The organism is Eoetvoesiella sp. (assembly GCF_035555955.1).
Lineage (GTDB): Bacteria > Pseudomonadota > Gammaproteobacteria > Burkholderiales > Burkholderiaceae_B > Eoetvoesia.
The window spans coordinates 64,428-82,232 of the sequence record NZ_DATMGA010000007.1; the positions used below are offsets into that span (position 1 = coordinate 64,428).

The following is a 17,805-nucleotide window of genomic DNA, read 5'->3' on the forward strand; positions in this document are numbered from 1 at the left end:
AATGTCCAATCATTCACCCAGAGAGAGAAGCCATGTATAAGAAACTGATACGCCGTACCTTGTTGGCGCTTGCCGCCGTGCCCGCCATGGCATTGACCAGCTATGCCCATGCCGCCGATACGCCGCTGAAAGTCGGCTTTGTCTACGTCAGCCCCGTCGGCGAGGCCGGATGGAGCTGGCAGCAGGACCTCGGCCGCCGCGAAATGGAAAAGAACCTCGGCGACAAGGTCAAGACGCAATACGTCGAAGACGTCCCCGAAGGCGCCGATGCCGAGCGCGTCATCCGCGATCTGGCGCAGCAGGGCAACAAGCTCATCTTTACGACCTCGTTCGGCTACATGAACCCCACGCTCAAGGTCGCCAAGCAGTTTCCCGATGTGAAGTTCGTGCATTCCACCGGCTACAAAACCGCGCCCAACGTGGCCACGACCAATGCGCGCTTCTACGAAGCCCGCTATCTGGCGGGCATCGTGGCGGGCAAGATGACCAAGACGAATATCGCCGGGTACGTGGGGGCGTTTCCCATCCCCGAGGTGCTGCAGGGCATGAACGCCTTCATCCGGGGCATGCGCAGCGTCAATCCCAAGGCCGAGGTGCGCGTCATCTGGGTCAACAGCTGGTTCGATCCGGGCAAAGAGCGTGACGCCGCCCTGGCGCTCATCGGCCAGGGCGCCGACGTGCTCACCCATCACACCGACTCCACCGCGACCGTGCAGGTAGCCGAGGAAAAAGGCGTGTATGCCGTGGCCTACCACTCCAACATGATCAAGTTCGGCCCCCACGCGCAAATCGCGGCGGTCACCCACCACTGGGGCAAGTACTTCACCAAGGAAGCCCAGGACGTCATCAATGGCACCTGGAAGCCCGACAGCACCTGGGGCGGCCTCAAGGAAGGCATGGCCGTCATCGAAGGCTTCGGCCCGGCCGTGCCCGACGACGTCAAGAAACTGGTCATGGAAAAGCGCGACGAAATCATCGCCGGCAAGCTGACCCCGTTCGATGCGCCCATCGTCACCAACGAAGGCAAGACCATCCTGGCCAAGGGTTCGCTCGACGACAAGGGCCTGAACCAGATGAACTACTACGTGCAGGGCATCGTCGGCAAACTGCCCACCAGCAAATAAGCGCCGCCACCCCCGGAAAGCCGGCAGCCGCAAGGCCGCCGGCTTTTGCTTTTTGCCTTGGGGCACGCACTGCTCTTCGGAGTAAACTGCATTCGTTCACATAGATCCGTTCACAAAGATAGGGAGTCGACATGAAATTGGCATTTGCGTTCGCCGGGCTGGCGTTTATCGGCGCCGCGGCCGTTGCCGCGCCCGGCATGCAGGACATGCAGGGCATGAAGAGCACGCAAGAGATGAAAACCATGAAGGACATGGAACCGCCCATGGTCATGGGTCACGACCATGCGCAGAATGCCTCGGCAGCCAAGGTCTCCAGCACACTCACGGTGTCCGGCTGCTGGATCCGCGCTTTGCCCCAGCCCAGCCCTTCAGCGGGCTATTTCGTCGTGCACAACTCGGGCTCTGCTCCCGCCAAGCTCAAGTCGGCGACCTCGCAGGCCTACGGCATGATCATGCTGCACAAAACCACCACCGAAGGCGGCATGAGCAAAATGTCCATGACGCACGACATCACCATCCCGGCCAAGGGCAAGCTTGAATTCAAACCCGGCGGCTATCACGCCATGCTGGAAAAAGCGCATGGTCCCATCGCGGTGGGCAGCTCCGTCGACATGGAGTTCCTGTTCGATTCCGGCGAGAAGGCCCAGGCCGCTTGCGAGGTCAAGCCGGCCAATACCCTGGTTCATTAAGCGCGGACAAGAACCTCGCCACCCGCTCGTTGAACGCCCTGGGGTTGGCCAGGTTCATGCCATGCGCGGCCAGGGCGATGGTGTCGCGCTGGGCATGCGGAATCCGGGCCTGCAGCGCGTCCATGACCACCCGGTATCTGGCCGGGCTGTTCGCGCCGCCCAGCAGCAGCACGGGGCATTGCAACTGCTGCGCGCGATCCGCCTCGAACATCAGGTCGGCCTCGTTGATCTGCGAAAGCAAGGTCCCGGTATTGTCGCGCACCATGGTCTTGAACCAGCCCACCATTTGACGCCACGTGCCTTCGCCGTTGACCGTGTCGACAAAGCTTTCCAGCGCGGTGTCGGCATTTCCCGCCTGCAGGGCATCCACCGTCTTGCGCAAAAGGGCGCGCGTGCCGCCTTCCTGTCCGATGCGAAAGCCGGGGTCGGCCAGTATCAGCGAACGAACCAGATCGGGGGCCGCCAGGGCCGCCTCCAGGGCGACGTGCGCGCCTCGAGAGTGCCCCAGCAGGTGCACGCGCTGTCCGCCCAAATGAAGGCGTATGAAATCAACCAGGTCCTGGCAATGCTGGGCAACGCTGAAGCGCGGATCCGCGGCCTGGAACGCACCGGGCCAGTAGCCGCGCAGGCTGGGGGCGATGACGCGGCAGCGCTGGCCCAGTGCGGCGAATTGCCAGCGCCAGTAGCGGTAGTCGCACAGCGAGCCGTGAACCAGCAGCAGGACGTCGCCCGCGCCCGCCCGGGTATAGGCAAAGGGGTAGTCGAGTTCGTCGGCGAAAAATTGCGGAAGATTGAGATCGGCGTGAGGCATTTGGAACAGATGTGCGATGTTGGGGCCTGTTGGCAAAGTGTCAACAGGCCCTAGTCGGGCAATCGGCCGTCGACCAGGACATAGGGCAGGCCCTGGCTGGAGGTTTCCAGCCGGGCCCGGATCGAGAACGTGGCGGCCAGGGATTGCTCGGTGATGACGGCGTCTGGCGCGCCGCTGCCGACGAGCTTGCCGCCGCGCATCAGCAGGGCCTGGTCGCAATACCGCAGGACGTTGTTCAGGTCGTGCAGGACGATCAGCGTCAACAGCTTGCGCTCCCGGGTCAATTGCCCAAGCATCTGCATGACGTGGTGCTGGTGGTTCAAGTCCAGCGAGGCCAGCGGCTCGTCCAGCAGCAGGACGTCGGGCTCGCGGCAAACCGCCTGGGCCAGCCCGACCAGCTGCTTTTGGCCGCCCGACAATTCGTCCAGATAGCGGTTTGCCAAATGGGCGATACCCAGTTCTTCCAGGGCGTTCACGATGGCCGGCAACTCGTCGCGGCGGTCCAGCGGCCGCCGCGCGCGCAGCGCAACCTGCATGGATCCGATGACGGTCAGGTGGATGTCGCCTGGCAGGGTTTGCGGCAAATAGCGGATGTATTCGGCGCGGTCGCTGGCATTCAGCGCGCGCAGGTCGCGGCCCGCCAGGCTCAGCCCGGCGCATGACGACGGTACGAGGCCGGCCAGGCTTTTGAGCAATGTGGATTTGCCGCTGCCGTTGGGCCCCAGCAGTCCAACCAGCGAGCCGGGTGAAAGCTGCGGAAGGCTCAGCGCCTCGAGTATGGGGCGGCCGCGCAGGCGGGTGTTCAGGCCCGATACCCGCAGGCCTTCCACGGCGGCTTGTGGCGTGCTGTCGGCCATGGCCGTCATGCGGCCTGCCGGCGCATGACGGCGGCCACGAAGAAGGGTATGCCCACCAGTGTGGTCACGATGCCAACGGGCAGGACGAAGCTCGGGCTGACGAGTTTCGCGGCGATTGCCGAGGCGATGAGGATGGCGCTGCCGACCAGCGCGCTGGCGGGCAGATACCAGCGGTGGTCCTCGCCCCAAAAGCTGCGGGCGATGTGCGGCGCGATCAGCCCCACGAAGCCGATGACGCCCACCAGCGAGACGGCGAGCGCGCTGAGCAGGCTGATCCGCAGCAGCGCGGCCCGGCGCACGCGGCGCGTATCCACGCCAAAGCTGACGGCCCGCTCTTCGCCGAAGCGCAGAGCGGTGAGTTGCCAGGCGCTGCGCATGGAGAACGGCGCCACGGCCAGCAGGGCGGCCAGCATGGCGATCACTCCGGGCCAGCTCGATCGCGCCAGGCTGCCCATCATCCAGAAGACCAGGTCCTGCAGCGCCGAGGCATTGGCCACGAACTGCACCAGGGACAGCAGGGCATTGAAGGTGAACACCAGGGCAATGCCGAACAGGACGATGCCCGCGGCGCCCAGGCGGGCCCTGCGAGCCACTCCGTCGAGCAGCGCGGCGCAGGCCGCCGCGAAGACGAAGGCGGTAGCCGTCAAAGCCCAGGAATCGGATACACCGGGCACATGCAGGCCCAGAACCAGGGTAAGCGCGGCGCCCAGGGCGGCGGCCGAAGAGATGCCCAGCGTGAATGGGCTGGCCAGGGGGTTGTCCAGGACAGTTTGCATTTCGGCGCCCGCCAGGCCCAGGGCCGCGCCGATGGACAGGGCCATGAGGGCCTGGGGCAGGCGGATTTCCCAGACAATAAGGCCGAGAGCCGTGTCGGAGCCCATGCCCGCTCCGCTTAGTGCTTGGCGCAGGGCCTCGGATCCGAGCAGGCCCGCTGGCCCGACCAGCGCATCCAGCGCCAGCAGGCCGATTACGGCGGCGCCCAGCAACGCCAGCCCGGTGCTTTTACGTCTCGAGAGGCGCAGATGGCCGCGGGCGGCGGATCCGGCGTCCGGCATTATTGCAGCAGCTTCAGGCGGCTTTTGGCCGTGTCGGCGGCGGAGCTTTTCGGATAGTCCTTGATGATTTTTTGCAGGCTGGCCTTGGCCCCCGCCATATTGTTGAGCTCGATCTGGCTGGCGGCCACGATGAGCAGCGCGTCGGGAGCGCGCGCATCGGTCGGGCTGGCCTGGACCATGCTTTGCAGATTCTGGATGGAGCCCTTGTAGTCCTTGCTGGCGTACTGGCTGCTGCCCTGGTAGAACTTGGCTTCGGCGGCCAGCTGGCTGCTCGGGTAGTTGCTGAGGAAGGTGCCGAAGCCGGAGGCGGCCTCTTTGTACTTGCCGCTGCGGAACAAGCCCATGGCGTTGTTGAACGCCGCCTGTTCCTGGGGGTTGCCGACCTGGATGGAGTTGCCGCCGGATTGATCTTCGCTGGAGCGTTTGTTGACCTCCAGCTCCCACCGGATGCGCTCGAGCTGCCCGCGCATTTCCGTCATTTCGTGCTGCATGGTTTCCATCTGGTCTGCCAGTTGCAGGCGCGCGTTCTGGTTTTGATCGGTGAGCTGCTTGATTTGCTGGCGCAGATCCAGAATGGCGCGCCGCGCGTCGTCGTCGGCAAAGGCATGTGCCGGAGCGCAGGCAAGCGCCGTGATGGAAAGCGATGCAGCCAGCAGTATTGTGCGCAATGGTAGTGAAGAGACGCTCATTGTGGTTTCCGTTCAAATAAAAAAACGCCGCGGCGGAAAAGCCGCCACGGCGCTGTTGCGACCAACGCCTAGATATTAACGTTGATAAACGATATCTGCACGGCGGTTTTCAGCGTAGTCGGCTTCGGTGTTGCCAAGCGCCTTGGGACGCTCTTTACCGAAGCTGATGGCTTCGATCTGGTCGGAATGAACGCCAAGCAGGGTCATCATGCGGGCGACGGCGTCGGAACGGCGCTGGCCGAGGGCCAGGTTGTATTCGGAGCTGCCGCGGGCATCGGCGTTGCCTTCGATGCGGATTTTCTGCTGGGCGTGGCTGGTGAGGTACGAGGAGTGCATTTCAACCAGGTTGCGGTATTGATCGGGCACGACGTAGCTGTTGAACTCGAAGTAGACCGAGCGCTGTTGCGCAAGCGGGCTTTGAGGGTTGAACGGATCCATGACCTGCCCAGCGTTGGCGCCTTCCGAGCCCGAACCCTTACCGGCGTTCTGGTCGAGAGGGACCGAGCTGCAAGCTGCCAACGTGGCGGCCAATGCAGCAATACTTAGGCTTTTTGCAATGCGCGAGCTCATTTAAGTTCCTTTAAGAAAAGAGTCACACTAAAAACTAATTGGTAAACGGGCCCCAGGTAGGCTCGCGTACCTTGCCATCGAGTGCCGACAAGGTCTGGCGTACCCGGCCGTCTATCGACACCACGGCCAGAACGCTGCGGCCGCCCTGAACCGAGCTGTAGAGGATTTGCATGCCGTTGGGCGCAAAACTGGGTGATTCGTCGTCCGGCCCTGCGGTCAGTAATTGTTCGCCGCCGGTGCTCATGTTTTGCATCCCGATGCGGAATGCTCCGTCCCTGCGAGTAACGTACGCCAGGTTCTTGGCATCTGGCGAGATGGCTGGTGAAACATTGTAACTACCGTTGAAAGTGATTCGCTGGGCATTGCCGCTGGCAAGATCGACCCGGTAGATTTGCGGCGCGCCGCCGCGGTCGCTGGTGAAGACCAGCGAACCGCCGTCCGGCGTGTATTGCGGTTCGGTGTCGATGAGGGGCGAGCGCATGACGCGCCGCAGGTTCGATCCGTCGGCATTGATGGTGTAGATTTGCGAGATGCTGTCGCGCGAAAGCACCACGGCAAGCTGTTGCCCGTTGGGCGACCAGGTTGGCGCGCTGTTGTTGCCCTTGAAGTTCGCGATGGGGAAGCGCTGCCCTGTCGCCAAGGTCTGGATGTACACGACGGGCTTGTTGCTTTCGAAGCTGACGTAGGCCAGCTTTTTGCCGTCGGGCGACCACGAGGGCGAAATGATGGAGTGCTTGGAGCGCAGCATGACTTGCGGGTTTTGCCCGTCGGCGTCTGCAATTTGTAACTCATATGTGTTGCCTTTTTGCAACACGTAGGCGATGCGCGTCGAGAACACGCCGCGCACGCCGGTGATTTTTTCGTAGATGCGGTCGGCGATCTGATGCGCGATGCGGCGCAGTTCTTTTTCGGATCCGGTGAACGCTACGCCGTCGAGCTGGCTTTTGCGCACCGAGTCGCCCAGACGGTAGCTGACCGAATATTGGCCGCCGGACTGGCTGATGGAGCCGTAGGCCAGGTAATCGGCGCCACGCGAGCGCCAGTCGTCGTAGGAAACCGGTGTTTCGGCGGTAAGGCTGGCGCCGGCAGCGCTGATCAGGCGGAACTGGCCCGAGCGGGTCAGGTCGGCCCGGATGACTTCGGCCACGTACTGGCCCTGCGGATCGCCCGAGAAATCGGCGATGGCGATCGGGTATTGCGTGGCACCCACCCCTGACATGTCGACGCGAAGCTGGGCATTGGCCTGCGTAGCGGCAAAGAAGGTTGCCAGCAGCATGACCAGCCCTGAAAGCCAGGTTCTCCACGAACCGCGGGAGGCGGCTTTCGCGAAAGTGACAACTGTCATATCGGTAATCTCCTATTGTGGATACATTTGGTAGTTTCCTTCGATGGACGAGGGATACTTGCCATTAGGTGGTTTCGGGAACGGGGTGCAGGCCTTGATGCCCGCCTCGACCGCCCGGTCGAAGCCGGGAATTCCCGAGGATCGCTGGATGTCCACCTTGGTGACCGTATGCTTCACGGGATCCAGTGTAGCTCTGTATTGTACTGTGGGGTTGGGGCCGTTGCGGGGCGGAATCGGGTAAATAACCTTGGGTTCCACACATTGGCGAATCAGGGCCGCATAGCCGCCGTCGCCGCCACCGCCGCCGCGCTGGTTGCGGTCGGCCGTGCCGCCTGGAATGCCCGCAGCGCCGAGGGCGTCGCCGCGCATGGCCGCGCGAATGGCGTCGCGTTTGGCAGCGGCGGCTTTCTCGGCGGCGGCTTTGGCTGCCGCGGCCTTCTTCTCGGCGGCTGCCTTCTCCGCGGCTTCCTTGGCAGCTTTTTGTTCGGCTGCCTTCTTGGCTTCGGCTGCTTCCTTGGCCTTTTGCTCCGCGGCTTTTTGTTCAGCCGCTTTCCGGGCGTCGTCCTTGGCCTTTTGCTCTGCCGCTTTCTTTTCGGCTTCTGCCTTGGCCTTCTTTTCAGCCTCGGCCTTGGCTTTGGCCTCTTCGGCTTTCTTCTCGGCCAATGCTTTTTCGGCGGCCAGCTTGGCGGCCTTGTCTGCGGCGGCTTTCTCGGCCGCTTTCTTCTCGGCCTGCGCCTTTTCGGCGGCCAGGCGCTCCTGCTCCTGCTTCTCGCGTTCCTTGCGCGCTTTTTCAAGCGCGATGTCGGGGTCGACGGCTGGCTTGGGAGGCGTGGCCACGGGCGGCGCGGGCGTGGGTTTGGGCTGAGGTTGAGGCTCGGGCTCAGGTTCCGGCTTTGGCTGGGGGGCGGGCTTGGGAGGAGGGGGCGTCTCGGGTTCGGGCGGAGTCTGGGCGTCGGATTGCTCCGGCTCGGCCGCCGTGGGGGTGGTGCCGTTGGCCCACAGTTCGACCTGGACCGGGTTGGGACTCTTGGGAGGCGACGACAGGAAGCCGAACAGCATCAGCAAAAATACCAGCAAGTGGGCGCTGACAGCATAGACCAGCCCGCGACGCTCGTCCCGTTGCTCGGGTGTTCTTGCGAGGGGAGTGTTGGCGGGCCTGGTCTTGGTGTGCTTCATGGGGGGCTTGGGGGGTTGTCCGTTGGCGAGCCTGGAGGCATGCGGGCTTATTTCTTCTTGCCCGTGTCGGCGCTCGACTTCTGGTCGACGAGCAGGCCCAGGCGGGTAATGCCGCCGCTGCGCAGTTCATCCATGACTTTCATTACCTCTTCATAGGGCACCCGGCCGTCGGCGGCGATGACGACCGGCGTATCCGCCGTGCTGCGCGATTGCACTTCGCTGACAAGGTTCTGGCTGTTGATTTGCTGGAACTCCGACCCGGCGGTGCGCATGCGCACGGAAATGGATTTGTCTTCGGAAATTTGCACTTCGAGCGGCGTGACGGGCACCTCGGCCGCCTGGCCGACGGAAGGCAGCTGTATGACGCCCGGCGTGATCATGGGCGCTGTCACCATGAAGATGACCAGCAGCACCAGCATGACGTCGATGTAGGGAACCACGTTGATTTCGTTCTTCAGGCGGCGGCCGTGCCGGCCGGTGGAGCCACGGTTCGAAGGCATTAGCGGACCTGACGTTGCAAGATATTGAGGAACTCGTCTATGAAGCTGTCGAAGCGGATAGACAGGCGGTCGATTTCGTTGGTGTAGCGGTTGTAGGCGATGACGGCCGGAATGGCCGCGAACAGGCCGATGGCCGTGGCGATCAGGGCTTCGGCAATGCCGGGAGCCACGGCGGAAAGCGTAGCCTGCTGCATGGTGGAAAGGCCCAGGAAGGCATGCATGATGCCCCAGACCGTGCCAAGCAGGCCGATGTAGGGGCTGACCGAGCCGGCCGAGGCCAGGAAGTTGAGGTGGGACTCCAGGCCGTCCATTTCACGCTGGTAGGTGGCGCGCATGGCGCGGCGCGGGCCGTCCAGCAGCGCGTCGCTGGTGCCGTTGCTGCGGCGCGCCTTGATGAATTCGGTCATGCCCGAGTCGAAGATGCGCGCCAGGGCGCCGTGCTCGTCGCGCCGGGTGGCGACCGATTGCTGCAGCACGGACAAATCCCCGCCCGCCCAGAAGTCGTCCTCGAAGCGCCGGGTTTGCTCGTTGGCGCGCTTGAGCGCCGCGCGCTTGCTGAAAATATAGGTCCAGGACAGTACGGAAACGCCCAGCAGGATGAGCATCACGAGTTGTACCGGGACGCTGGCATTGACCAGTAAAGAAAGCAACGAGATGTCGCTGGATGCGTGCATGATTAGTTTTGAACCTTTTCCAGGAGAGTTCTGAGTTCTTGGGGCAATGCCGCGGGCCGGAATGTTTCCGTATCCACACAGCATATTTGGATGTTACTTTCGCAAAGCAGTTCCCCGGCAAGCTCGGCCTGCTGCTTGAAGTCGACCGAGGCGCGGCCCAGGCGCACGATCTGGCTGTGTATGGTGATCAGGTCGTCCAGCCTGGCCGGTTTGCGGTACTGGATGTCGGCGCCCTTGACCACGAACATGCGGTGTTCGCGCCTGGCCAGTTCGGATTGGTTTACCCCCAGATTCCGCAGCCATTCGGTGCGTGCTCTTTCGAAGAATTTCAGGTAGTTGGCGTAGAACACCACCCCTGCGGTATCGGTGTCTTCGTAATATACGCGTATATCCAGCGTCTGCTTGGGCGTTTCAGTTGACATGGGTTTCGTTGAGCGACGTGACAAGCCCGGCGAATTCAGGCCGGGCGTCGGGCACATAATAAACCTTTCGGCCTTCCAGTGGGGGCCAAGTGTAATTCAGCGTAATAATTTTAATTGCTCTATTGCATGGGCCAGGGCGTCGCCGACGGGGATATTGCCGGACTGCCCGCTGCGGCGATCCTGGAATTCGACGATGCCGTCCTTCAGGCCGCGATCGCCCACCGTGATACGCAGCGGCGCGCCGATGAGCTCCCAGTCGGCGAACATGACGCCGGGCCGCGTGTCGCGGTCGTCCAGCATGACGTCCACGCCTTGTTCCTGAAGCTGCCGGTACAGAGTTTCGGCGGTGTTGCGCACTGTTTCACTCTTGTGGAAGCCCATGGGGCAGATGACCGCTTCGAACGGCGCGATGGCCTTGGGCCAGATGATGCCCTTGTCGTCGTGGTTCTGTTCGATGGCGGCGGCGGAAATGCGGCTGATGCCGATGCCGTAGCAACCCATTTGCAAAACGGCCGGCTTGCCGTCGGTTTCCAGGAACGTGGCCTGCAGCGCCTTGGAGTACTTGTCGCCCAGGAAGAACACGTGTCCGACTTCGATGCCGCGCTGAATCGCCAGTTGTCCTCCCCGGGGGTCGGGGTCGCCGGCGACGACGTTGCGCAGATCGGCCACCATGGTGGGTTCGGGCAGGTCGCGTCCCCAGTTGACTCCGGTGTAGTGGAAGCCTTCGTCGTTGGCGCCGCAGATGAAGTTGCTCATGTTGGCCACGGTGGCGTCGGCGATGACAGTCATGGGCTCTTGCGTCTGGATGGGGCCCAGGTAGCCGGGCGGGCAGCCGAACGCCCGCTTGATTTCGGCGTCGGTGGCGAAGCGATAGCCGCGATCGAGGCCGGCAAGCTTGCCGGTCTTGACTTCGTTCAGCTCGTGGTCGCCGCGCAGCAGCAGCAGCCACAGGGCGGCCTGGCCGCCTTCTTCCTCGGGCTCGGTGGCCAGCACGATGGACTTGACGGTGTCCGACAGCGGGCGCTGCAGCAGTTCGGCCACGGCCTCGCACTTTTGCGCGTCGGGGGTGGGCGTTTTGACCAGCGCTTCGGCAGCCGCGCCGCGTTCGGTGATGAGGCAGGGGGCCTCGGCCAATTCGATGTTGGCCGCGTATTGCGAGTCGGGGTTGTAGACCAGCAGATCCTCGCCGGTGTCGGCGATGACCTGGAATTCGTGGCTGCGCGAGCCGCCGATGGAGCCGGTGTCGGCGGCCACCGCCCGGAATTCCAGGCCGAGCCGCTCGAATATGCGCATGTAGGCGGCATACATATTGTCGTAGCTGGCCTGCGCCGAGGCTTCGTCGCGGTCGAAGGAATAGGCGTCCTTCATGGTGAACTCGCGTCCGCGCATCAGTCCGAAGCGGGGGCGGCGCTCGTCGCGGAACTTGGTCTGGATATGGTAGAAGTTGACGGGCAACTGGCGCCAGCTATGGATTTCGTTGCGCGCGATGTCGGTGATGACTTCTTCCGAGGTCGGCTGCAGGACGAAATCGCGCTGGTGGCGATCCTTGATGCGCAGCAGTTCGGCGCCGTATTTTTCCCAGCGGCCCGACTCCATCCAGAGTTCGGCCGGCTGCACCACCGGCATCAGCAGTTCGATGGCGCCCGCCGCGTTCATTTCCTGGCGCACGATGTTTTCGATTTTGCGCAGCACCTTCAGGCCCAGGGGCATATAGGTATAGATGCCGCCCGCCGCCTTGCGGATCATTCCGGCGCGGGTCATGAGCTGGTGGCTGATGACCTCGGCTTCGGCGGGAGCTTCTTTGAGGGTGTTGATGTGATACTTGGATGCGCGCATGGTAGGGTTCTCGACAGATACGTATAATTGGACGTAATTGTATAAGTTTATAGAGGTGGCCCATGTTAGATCGCGAAGGCTACCGTCCTAATGTCGGCATTATCCTTGTAAACCATAAAAACGAGGTTTTTTGGGGTAAGCGTATTCGGGAGCATGCCTGGCAGTTCCCGCAAGGCGGCATCAAACACGGTGAAAGCCCAGTGCAAGCCATGTATCGTGAGCTTCACGAAGAAGTCGGCTTGCTGCCCGATCATGTCCGCATCCTGGGACGGACACGCGACTGGTTGCGCTACAACGTGCCCAGCGATTTCGTTCGGCGCGATTCGCGCGGCCTGTACAAAGGACAAAAGCAAATCTGGTTTTTGCTGCGGCTGGTCGGCCGCGATTCAGACGTCTGCCTGCGCGCCACGCGGCACCCCGAATTCGACGCCTGGCGCTGGAACCACTATTGGGTTCCGCTCGATGCCGTCATCGAGTTCAAGCGCGAGGTATACACCCAGGCGCTCAACGAGCTGGCCGGCGTGCTGTTCAAGCGCGGCCAGGACATCCGCTATTTGCGCCAGCGCGCGCATCGCGGGGGCGCGGCGCCCGACAAAGATCAGGCGCCCACGGCCGGCTAGCGTGCCACTGGCGCGCCAGGGCCCGGCGGGCTCAGTTCTTGCCGTCGAGCCGGGCGATCAGCGCGGAAGTATCCCAGCGGTTGCCGCCCATGTGCTGCACGTCGGCGTAGAACTGGTCGACCAGGGCGGTGAGCGGCAGCCGGGCGCCGTTGTTCCTGGCCTCGCTTAGCACCAGGCCCAGATCCTTGCGCATCCAGTCGACGGCGAAGCCGAAGTCGAACTTGCCCTGGGCCATGGTGCTGCCCCGGTTGTCCATCTGCCAGCTTTGGGCCGCGCCCTTGCCGATGACCTGGAGCACTTGTTCGATATCCAGGCCGGCCGTCTTGCCGAAGGCGATGGCCTCGGCCAGCCCCTGCAGGATGCCGGCGATGCATATCTGGTTGACCATCTTGCACAACTGGCCCGAGCCCGGCTCGCCCAGCAGGGTCACGGCCTGCGCGTAGGCGCGGGCCACGGGTTCCATGACGGCGAACTGCCCGGCTTCGCCGCCGCACATGACGGTGAGCCGGCCGTGGACCGCGCCCGCTTCGCCGCCCGAGACCGGGGCATCGACAAAACCGGCATTGTGCCTGGCCGCTTGCGCGTGCAGTTCACGTGCGACCTGGGCCGAGGCGGTGGTGTGGTCCACGAACAAAGCGCCTGCTCGCATGCCCGCCAGCGCGCCGTTTTCGCCCAGCACGACACTGCGCAGATCGTCGTCGTTGCCCACGCAACTGAATACGATATCCGCCTCTTGCGCTGCTTCGCGCGGTGTGGCGGCTGCCTTGCCGCCGAATTCCGCCACCCAGGCCTGGGCCTTGCCGGCGCTGCGGTTATAGACCGTGACGCGGTGCCCCGCCTTGCTCAGGTGCCCGGCCATCGGGTAGCCCATTACGCCCAGCCCCAGGAATGCGACGTTCAGGCTGGCGGCGGGAGCATAGGTTTTTTCGGCAATGGACGGCATGCGTATCTCCAGGTAGGCTTTTTTGATTCGTAAAGAAGTTTTTTGATTTATAGGCAGTAAATGCAAAGGCCGCTTCAAGCCTTTGCTCGGATGGCCGGAACATTGTAGACCAGCGCTTGCGCGTTCGATGCGTTCGATGGGACGGGCGCCGGTTTTCAGTTATGCTTTCACTCTTGATTCAAATTGAAGCCCATCTTGTCTTCCCACCGGGGGGAGGGATGGTTTACGATAACGCCCATGTTGCAAGATCTCGATACCCTCGCTGCCCGCATCGGGCAAATGGTGCAGTTGACCCGCCAGCTTCAGGCCGAGCGGGCGTCGCTGCAGGCGCGGCTTACCACGCTGGAGCAAGAACGCAGCGCACTGCGCGATCAGTTGGCCCGCCAGCTGAACGAGCACGCTTCCGTGGCGCAGCGCCTTTCCGAACACGACAACGAGATTGGCGCGGTGCGGGCTCAGGCCGAAGCCGCCCAACTCGAGTTGCGGCTCGAAGCCTCGCGCTACAAGGCCGACTACGACAAGGTCTCGCAAACCCTGCAGGCCAGCCAGTCCGAGGCGGATCGGCTGCGCGCCGCGGCAAGCGCGGCCAAAGACCGCATCGATGCCATACTAGAGCGTCTGCCTGGCGCGCCTCAGGAGTAACAGCCATGGAACGCATCGATGTATCCATCTTGGGGCGGGACTATTCCCTGGCCTGCGCCCCAGACGAAAAAGACGCCCTGCTTGCGGCGGTCCGGCTTGTCGACCAGCGCATGCTGGGGGTGAAAGGCTCTGGTAAAATTGCCAGCAACGAACGCATTGCCGTCATGGCCGCGATCCAGATCGCGGCCGAGCTGCTGGCCATGCGCGCGCCTGACGGACCGCTCAGCAATGTCGCCGTTGGCGATTTCAAGCGTAAAATCGACGACATGAACAGCATGATCGATCAAGTAATCGGAGCCTCCCCAGGTAAATAATAAAAGTCGGTAACCCAATACTGGTTGCGCGGCCGTGTCGGTCGGCGTAGCCTAACCCTTAGTCCCTGCAGTGTTTGTGACACGACCATACATTCCTTGAACCAATGCTTATGGCATATCGGTTGCCGGATTGACAAACAGGCGTGAACACCTTAACTTGGTGATCCCAGAGTTTGACTGATGGCGACCAACCTTGAACCCTCGGTTCCAGGATGCCGGTCTAGACGGCACAGGCGGGGCATTTTTCAAAAAGCTCGTCGTTCCACGACGGGCTTTTTCTTTTATGGGGAAAAAGCATGAATCAATTTGAAGAACTCCGGCCCGAAGGCCGGAGCCTCTCCTCCACAATGCGGGGGCGCCTTCGGCGCCGTATCGACCTTGCCTCGCTTGGCCTCGGCCTGAAGTCCGAGGCTTGCGCTTTGGTGCGTGGTCGAATAAAGCGTAAACAACTGTTGTGCGCGGGAGCGTTGGCCCTGGCCTGCGCATTCACGGCCCAGGCGCCGGCCTATGCGCAGGCGCCCGACGCAGCGTCCCAGGCCGCGGCCAAATGGCCCCAGGCCTCGCTGAACGCCGAGGCATCGTCCGTGGTGGCGCAAGACACGGTCAAGATCACGCTGGCGGCCGAGCTGACCGATGCGTCGCAGGCCAAGGTCGCCGCCGAGCTGGGCAAAACGCTGAACAGCGTCATGGATCAGGCCAAGGGCAATGCCAAGGTCAAGGCGCGCAGCGGCAGCTATAGCCTGTATCCGTTCACCGATAAAAGCGGCAAGATCACCTCGTGGCGCGGGCGCGGCGAAATCATCCTCGAGTCCACCGACTTCGAGGCCGCCTCGAAGCTTGCCAATACCTTGAGCGACCGCATGCCCATTTCCGGCCTGGCCTTCTCGGTCTCGCGCGAAGCCCGGGCCAAGGCCGAGCAAAGCCTTCTGGCCGAAGCCGTCAAGGCCTTCCAGCAGCGGGCCCAGGCTTTGACCGATGCCTTCGGCTATTCCTCGTATGCATTGCGCAATGTGGAACTGGGCGGCTCGGGCGCGCAGCCTTATCAGCCGGCCCCGCGCATGATGGCGATGGCCGCCGACAAGGCCGCCGTGCCGCTCGAGGGCGGAACCGAAACCGTCACGGTGTCGGTGCGCGGTTCGATTTTCCTGAAAGGAAAAAAATAATCGCGCCAATGACGATCATGGGCAGCGACAATAGCTGCCCCATCGATAGTCCTCCGGCCAAAAGGCCCAGAAAGGCGTCGGGGGCGCGGGTGAACTCCACCAGGAAGCGGAATACGCCATAGCCCATCAGGAACACCGCGCTGATTTGCCCGACGGGGCGCGGCTTTCTGGCGAACCACCATAGAATGGCGAACAAGGCAAAGCCTTCGAGTCCCATTTCGTAAAGTTGGGATGGGTGGCGCGGAATCCCGTCGCCGGTTTGCGGGAAAACCATGCCCCAGGGCATGGTGGTGGGCCGGCCCCAGAGTTCGCCGTTGATGAAGTTGCCCAGGCGGCCGGCCGCCAGCCCAAGCGGGATGAGCGGGGCGATGAAATCGCCCACTTCAAGAAACCGGTATTTTTTCTTGCGGGCAAACAGCAGCAACACGGTAATGACGCCGATGAGGCCGCCGTGGAACGACATGCCGCCCTGCCAAAGGTAAAAGATTTCCTGCGGGTGAGCCAGGTATTGGGAAGGCTGGTAGAACAGTACATAGCCCAGGCGTCCGCCAATGACCACGCCAAGCACGCAATAAAAGATCAGGTCTTCCAGATCGGCCACGGTAAGCTTGCTTTTGCCGTGCTGGATGCGCCAGCGTCCAAGAATCCAGACAAGCGCGAAGCCCACCAGGTACATGAGCCCGTACCAGTGAACGGCGACAGGCCCGATTTGTATGGCGATGGGGTCAAACTTTGGGTACTGGAGCATAAGAGGTTTTCTATGACGAGTGGTTTGAACGAGTTTGCGCCGGTCATGCAAAAAAACGCGCACGAATGGCGCCGCTTGATGCGCCGTTGCGTGGCGTTGCGCCGCCGTCTGGCCGATAATACCCTCTATATCCTGAATTCTCTCTGCGGGCGCGAATTATTTATGGCGATTACTTTTATGCCATCCAAGTACAAGAAGGCAAGTTTCATGGCCATGTCGATGTGGTTCAAGCTCAACAAAAAGGCACGCGGCTCCGCCGTTGCGCCGTCGGCGTTTGTCGTCGCGCTGTCCTTGCTGGTTGCGGGCGTGCCAAGCATGCCGGCGCGGGCGCAAACCGTGGGGCTGGGCCTGGCGCAGGCCAAGAACTGCATTGCCTGCCATACCGTGGACAGGCAGCGGGTCGGCCCAGCCTTCAAGGCCGTGGCCCAGCGCTTTGCCGGCCATGACGGGGCCGTCGATTACCTGGCGCACAGCATCCGTAGCGGCGGCGGCGGCCGCTGGGGCGCCATTCCCATGCCGGCCCAGCCGCAGGTCAGCGAGACCGAGGCGCGCGAACTGGCAAAATGGATTTTGTCGCTGGCCGATGCCGATGCAAAAAAATAGGGGCTTGCCGTGCATCATTGACCGGCGCGTGCGCCGGCGAGGTGATCGAGCAGATTGAAACCGAAGCATCCATGAGGATCCATAATGGAAAACACAGAAACTTCCGAACTTGAGTTCATCACCCTGGGCGGCGGCTGCTTCTGGTGCACCGAGTCGGTGTTCCTGGCGGTGCGCGGCGTGCGCACCGTCATGTCGGGCTACAGCGGAGGCCGCAGCGAGAACCCGAGCTATGAACAGATATGCGGCGGCGATACCGATCACGTCGAGGTGGTGCGGGTCGGCTTCGACCCGGGCGTCGTCGACCTGGCAACCATACTGGAAATATTTTTTGCTACGCACGACCCCACCTCCTTGAATCGGCAGGGGGCGGATGCCGGCACGCAGTATGCGTCGGTTGTCTTTTATGAAACCGAGCAACAAAAAGAAGTGGCGCGCAAGGTCATGGCGCAGACTCAGGAGCTGCTGGGCCGCAAGCTGGAAACCCGCCTCGAGCCCGCGCCAAAGTTCTGGCCCGCCGAAGACTACCATCGCGACTATTACGCCAGGCATCCCCAGCAGGGCTATTGCCAGATGGTCATTTCGCCCAAGATGGCCAAGCTGCGCCAGAAGTTCGCGCCGCTGCTGCGGGCGTAACCAATGTAAAGCCGCGCCATACCTACATAACTACATAAGGAGAGCGGCCGGGCCATGAAAAGCGTGGCCACGCTTTGGGTGTCTGTTGTGCTGCCGGACGCTTGATCCGTCGGCAGGCCGGCACCCCTGGCGGCCACGGCCTTTTGCCAACGTTCCTATGCCGTTCTTCCTTCAAGACAGGTTTTTCGTGACGGCTTTCAGGCTTGGTCCGAAGGTGCGCGCCGGCCCGGTAAAAAAAATTTCATTCTTTCGTAAAAAAAATCCCCGAATCCGATCAAGGGGTTAGGGGGAAGGGGGAGGGGGATTGCCTGGTGTTGGGGAGGAATTTGGGTCAAAGCGAGTTGCGCGGTGGAAAAAGGCTTGCTATAGTTACGTTCTTTCGCGGCACACA

General features: G+C 62.5%; 22 protein-coding genes and 1 other RNA gene. 9 read left to right on the forward strand and 14 right to left on the reverse strand.

Annotated elements, in window-relative coordinates; all coding sequences use genetic code 11:
* Positions 1–32: 32 nt before the first annotated feature.
* Both VNT00_RS01320 and VNT00_RS01325 read left to right on the forward strand, forming a co-directional pair.
* Positions 33–1,124: a BMP family ABC transporter substrate-binding protein gene (locus tag VNT00_RS01320; protein WP_325583710.1), complete on the forward strand. Its 1,092-nt coding sequence runs from the start codon at positions 33–35 to the stop codon at positions 1,122–1,124.
* Positions 1,125–1,255: 131 nt separating this feature from the next.
* The gene (locus tag VNT00_RS01325; protein WP_325583713.1) at positions 1,256–1,813 is read left to right on the forward strand and encodes a copper chaperone PCu(A)C; all 558 of its coding nucleotides are present in this window, start codon (positions 1,256–1,258) and stop codon (positions 1,811–1,813) included.
* On the opposite strand, the gene VNT00_RS01330 is transcribed toward VNT00_RS01325, so the two are convergent.
* From VNT00_RS01330 to VNT00_RS01380, 11 genes are all read right to left on the reverse strand, one after another.
* Positions 1,785–2,624, reverse strand: coding sequence for an alpha/beta fold hydrolase (locus VNT00_RS01330; protein ID WP_325583715.1), 840 nt, complete (start codon positions 2,622–2,624; stop codon positions 1,785–1,787). The genes VNT00_RS01325 and VNT00_RS01330 overlap by 29 nt on opposite strands.
* Positions 2,625–2,674: 50 nt before the next feature.
* Positions 2,675–3,490: an ABC transporter ATP-binding protein gene (locus VNT00_RS01335; protein ID WP_325583717.1), complete on the reverse strand. Its 816-nt coding sequence runs from the start codon at positions 3,488–3,490 to the stop codon at positions 2,675–2,677.
* Complete coding sequence (locus VNT00_RS01340; protein ID WP_414650861.1) at positions 3,487–4,539, reverse strand: FecCD family ABC transporter permease; 1,053 nt, start codon at positions 4,537–4,539, stop codon at positions 3,487–3,489. The genes VNT00_RS01335 and VNT00_RS01340 overlap by 4 nt, the downstream gene beginning before the upstream one ends.
* Positions 4,536–5,225, reverse strand: a complete 690-nt coding sequence (ybgF, locus tag VNT00_RS01345) for a tol-pal system protein YbgF (RefSeq protein ID WP_325583723.1) — start codon at positions 5,223–5,225, stop codon at positions 4,536–4,538. The genes VNT00_RS01340 and ybgF overlap by 4 nt, the downstream gene beginning before the upstream one ends.
* 75 nt (positions 5,226–5,300) lie before the next feature.
* Positions 5,301–5,795 (reverse strand): peptidoglycan-associated lipoprotein Pal, encoded by a 495-nt coding sequence (gene pal, locus VNT00_RS01350; RefSeq protein ID WP_325583724.1) that lies wholly within the window; start codon positions 5,793–5,795, stop codon positions 5,301–5,303.
* Between the two features lie 34 nt (positions 5,796–5,829).
* The gene (gene tolB / locus VNT00_RS01355; RefSeq protein WP_414650862.1) at positions 5,830–7,071 is read right to left on the reverse strand and encodes a Tol-Pal system beta propeller repeat protein TolB; all 1,242 of its coding nucleotides are present in this window, start codon (positions 7,069–7,071) and stop codon (positions 5,830–5,832) included.
* Positions 7,072–7,152: 81 nt separating this feature from the next.
* A complete protein-coding gene (gene tolA / locus VNT00_RS01360; RefSeq protein WP_325583728.1) occupies positions 7,153–8,316 on the reverse strand; it encodes a cell envelope integrity protein TolA in 1,164 nt (387 codons plus the stop codon).
* A 47-nt stretch (positions 8,317–8,363) separates the two neighbouring features.
* Complete coding sequence (tolR, locus tag VNT00_RS01365) at positions 8,364–8,816, reverse strand: protein TolR (RefSeq protein ID WP_325583730.1); 453 nt, start codon at positions 8,814–8,816, stop codon at positions 8,364–8,366.
* A complete protein-coding gene (tolQ, locus tag VNT00_RS01370) occupies positions 8,816–9,490 on the reverse strand; it encodes a protein TolQ (RefSeq protein WP_325583732.1) in 675 nt (224 codons plus the stop codon). The genes tolR and tolQ overlap by 1 nt, the downstream gene beginning before the upstream one ends.
* A gap of 2 nt (positions 9,491–9,492) precedes the next feature.
* On the reverse strand, positions 9,493–9,912 hold the full coding sequence (gene ybgC / locus VNT00_RS01375) for a tol-pal system-associated acyl-CoA thioesterase (protein WP_325583734.1): 420 nt from the start codon (positions 9,910–9,912) through the stop codon (positions 9,493–9,495).
* Positions 9,913–10,008: 96 nt separating this feature from the next.
* Positions 10,009–11,748 carry a proline--tRNA ligase gene (locus VNT00_RS01380; protein ID WP_325583736.1) on the reverse strand — a complete coding sequence of 580 codons (1,740 nt, stop codon included), beginning with the start codon at positions 11,746–11,748 and terminating at the stop codon, positions 10,009–10,011.
* A gap of 62 nt (positions 11,749–11,810) precedes the next feature.
* Between VNT00_RS01380 and VNT00_RS01385 the strand changes: the two genes are divergently transcribed.
* Positions 11,811–12,368 (forward strand): RNA pyrophosphohydrolase, encoded by a 558-nt coding sequence (locus VNT00_RS01385; protein WP_325583738.1) that lies wholly within the window; start codon positions 11,811–11,813, stop codon positions 12,366–12,368.
* A 31-nt stretch (positions 12,369–12,399) separates the two neighbouring features.
* Here VNT00_RS01385 and VNT00_RS01390 read toward each other — a convergent pair whose 3' ends face one another.
* Positions 12,400–13,311 (reverse strand): NAD(P)-dependent oxidoreductase, encoded by a 912-nt coding sequence (locus VNT00_RS01390; protein WP_325583740.1) that lies wholly within the window; start codon positions 13,309–13,311, stop codon positions 12,400–12,402.
* Between the two features lie 237 nt (positions 13,312–13,548).
* Here VNT00_RS01390 and VNT00_RS01395 point away from each other — a divergent pair, with 237 nt between their 5' ends.
* The 4 genes from VNT00_RS01395 (at position 13,549) to VNT00_RS01410 (ending at position 15,430) form a co-directional block, all read left to right on the forward strand.
* Positions 13,549–13,953 carry a hypothetical protein gene (locus VNT00_RS01395; protein WP_325583742.1) on the forward strand — a complete coding sequence of 135 codons (405 nt, stop codon included), beginning with the start codon at positions 13,549–13,551 and terminating at the stop codon, positions 13,951–13,953.
* A gap of 5 nt (positions 13,954–13,958) precedes the next feature.
* Positions 13,959–14,267 carry a cell division protein ZapA gene (locus tag VNT00_RS01400; protein WP_325583744.1) on the forward strand — a complete coding sequence of 103 codons (309 nt, stop codon included), beginning with the start codon at positions 13,959–13,961 and terminating at the stop codon, positions 14,265–14,267.
* A 59-nt stretch (positions 14,268–14,326) separates the two neighbouring features.
* Positions 14,327–14,511, forward strand: a non-coding RNA gene (gene ssrS, locus VNT00_RS01405) — 6S RNA.
* Positions 14,512–14,563: 52 nt separating this feature from the next.
* Positions 14,564–15,430 (forward strand): SIMPL domain-containing protein, encoded by an 867-nt coding sequence (locus tag VNT00_RS01410; RefSeq protein WP_325583746.1) that lies wholly within the window; start codon positions 14,564–14,566, stop codon positions 15,428–15,430.
* Here VNT00_RS01410 and lgt read toward each other — a convergent pair.
* A complete protein-coding gene (gene lgt, locus VNT00_RS01415; RefSeq protein WP_325583748.1) occupies positions 15,384–16,178 on the reverse strand; it encodes a prolipoprotein diacylglyceryl transferase in 795 nt (264 codons plus the stop codon). The genes VNT00_RS01410 and lgt overlap by 47 nt on opposite strands.
* 315 nt (positions 16,179–16,493) lie before the next feature.
* Between lgt and VNT00_RS01420 the strand changes: the two genes are divergently transcribed.
* Both VNT00_RS01420 and msrA read left to right on the forward strand, forming a co-directional pair.
* Complete coding sequence (locus tag VNT00_RS01420) at positions 16,494–16,781, forward strand: c-type cytochrome (RefSeq protein ID WP_325583756.1); 288 nt, start codon at positions 16,494–16,496, stop codon at positions 16,779–16,781.
* Between the two features lie 84 nt (positions 16,782–16,865).
* Positions 16,866–17,414, forward strand: a complete 549-nt coding sequence (gene msrA / locus VNT00_RS01425; RefSeq protein ID WP_325583750.1) for a peptide-methionine (S)-S-oxide reductase MsrA — start codon at positions 16,866–16,868, stop codon at positions 17,412–17,414.
* A 197-nt stretch (positions 17,415–17,611) separates the two neighbouring features.
* Here the strand turns inward: msrA and VNT00_RS01430 are convergent.
* Positions 17,612–17,805, reverse strand: a 194-nt coding sequence (locus tag VNT00_RS01430; RefSeq protein WP_325583752.1) for a hypothetical protein, incomplete at its 5' end; no start/stop codon positions are given.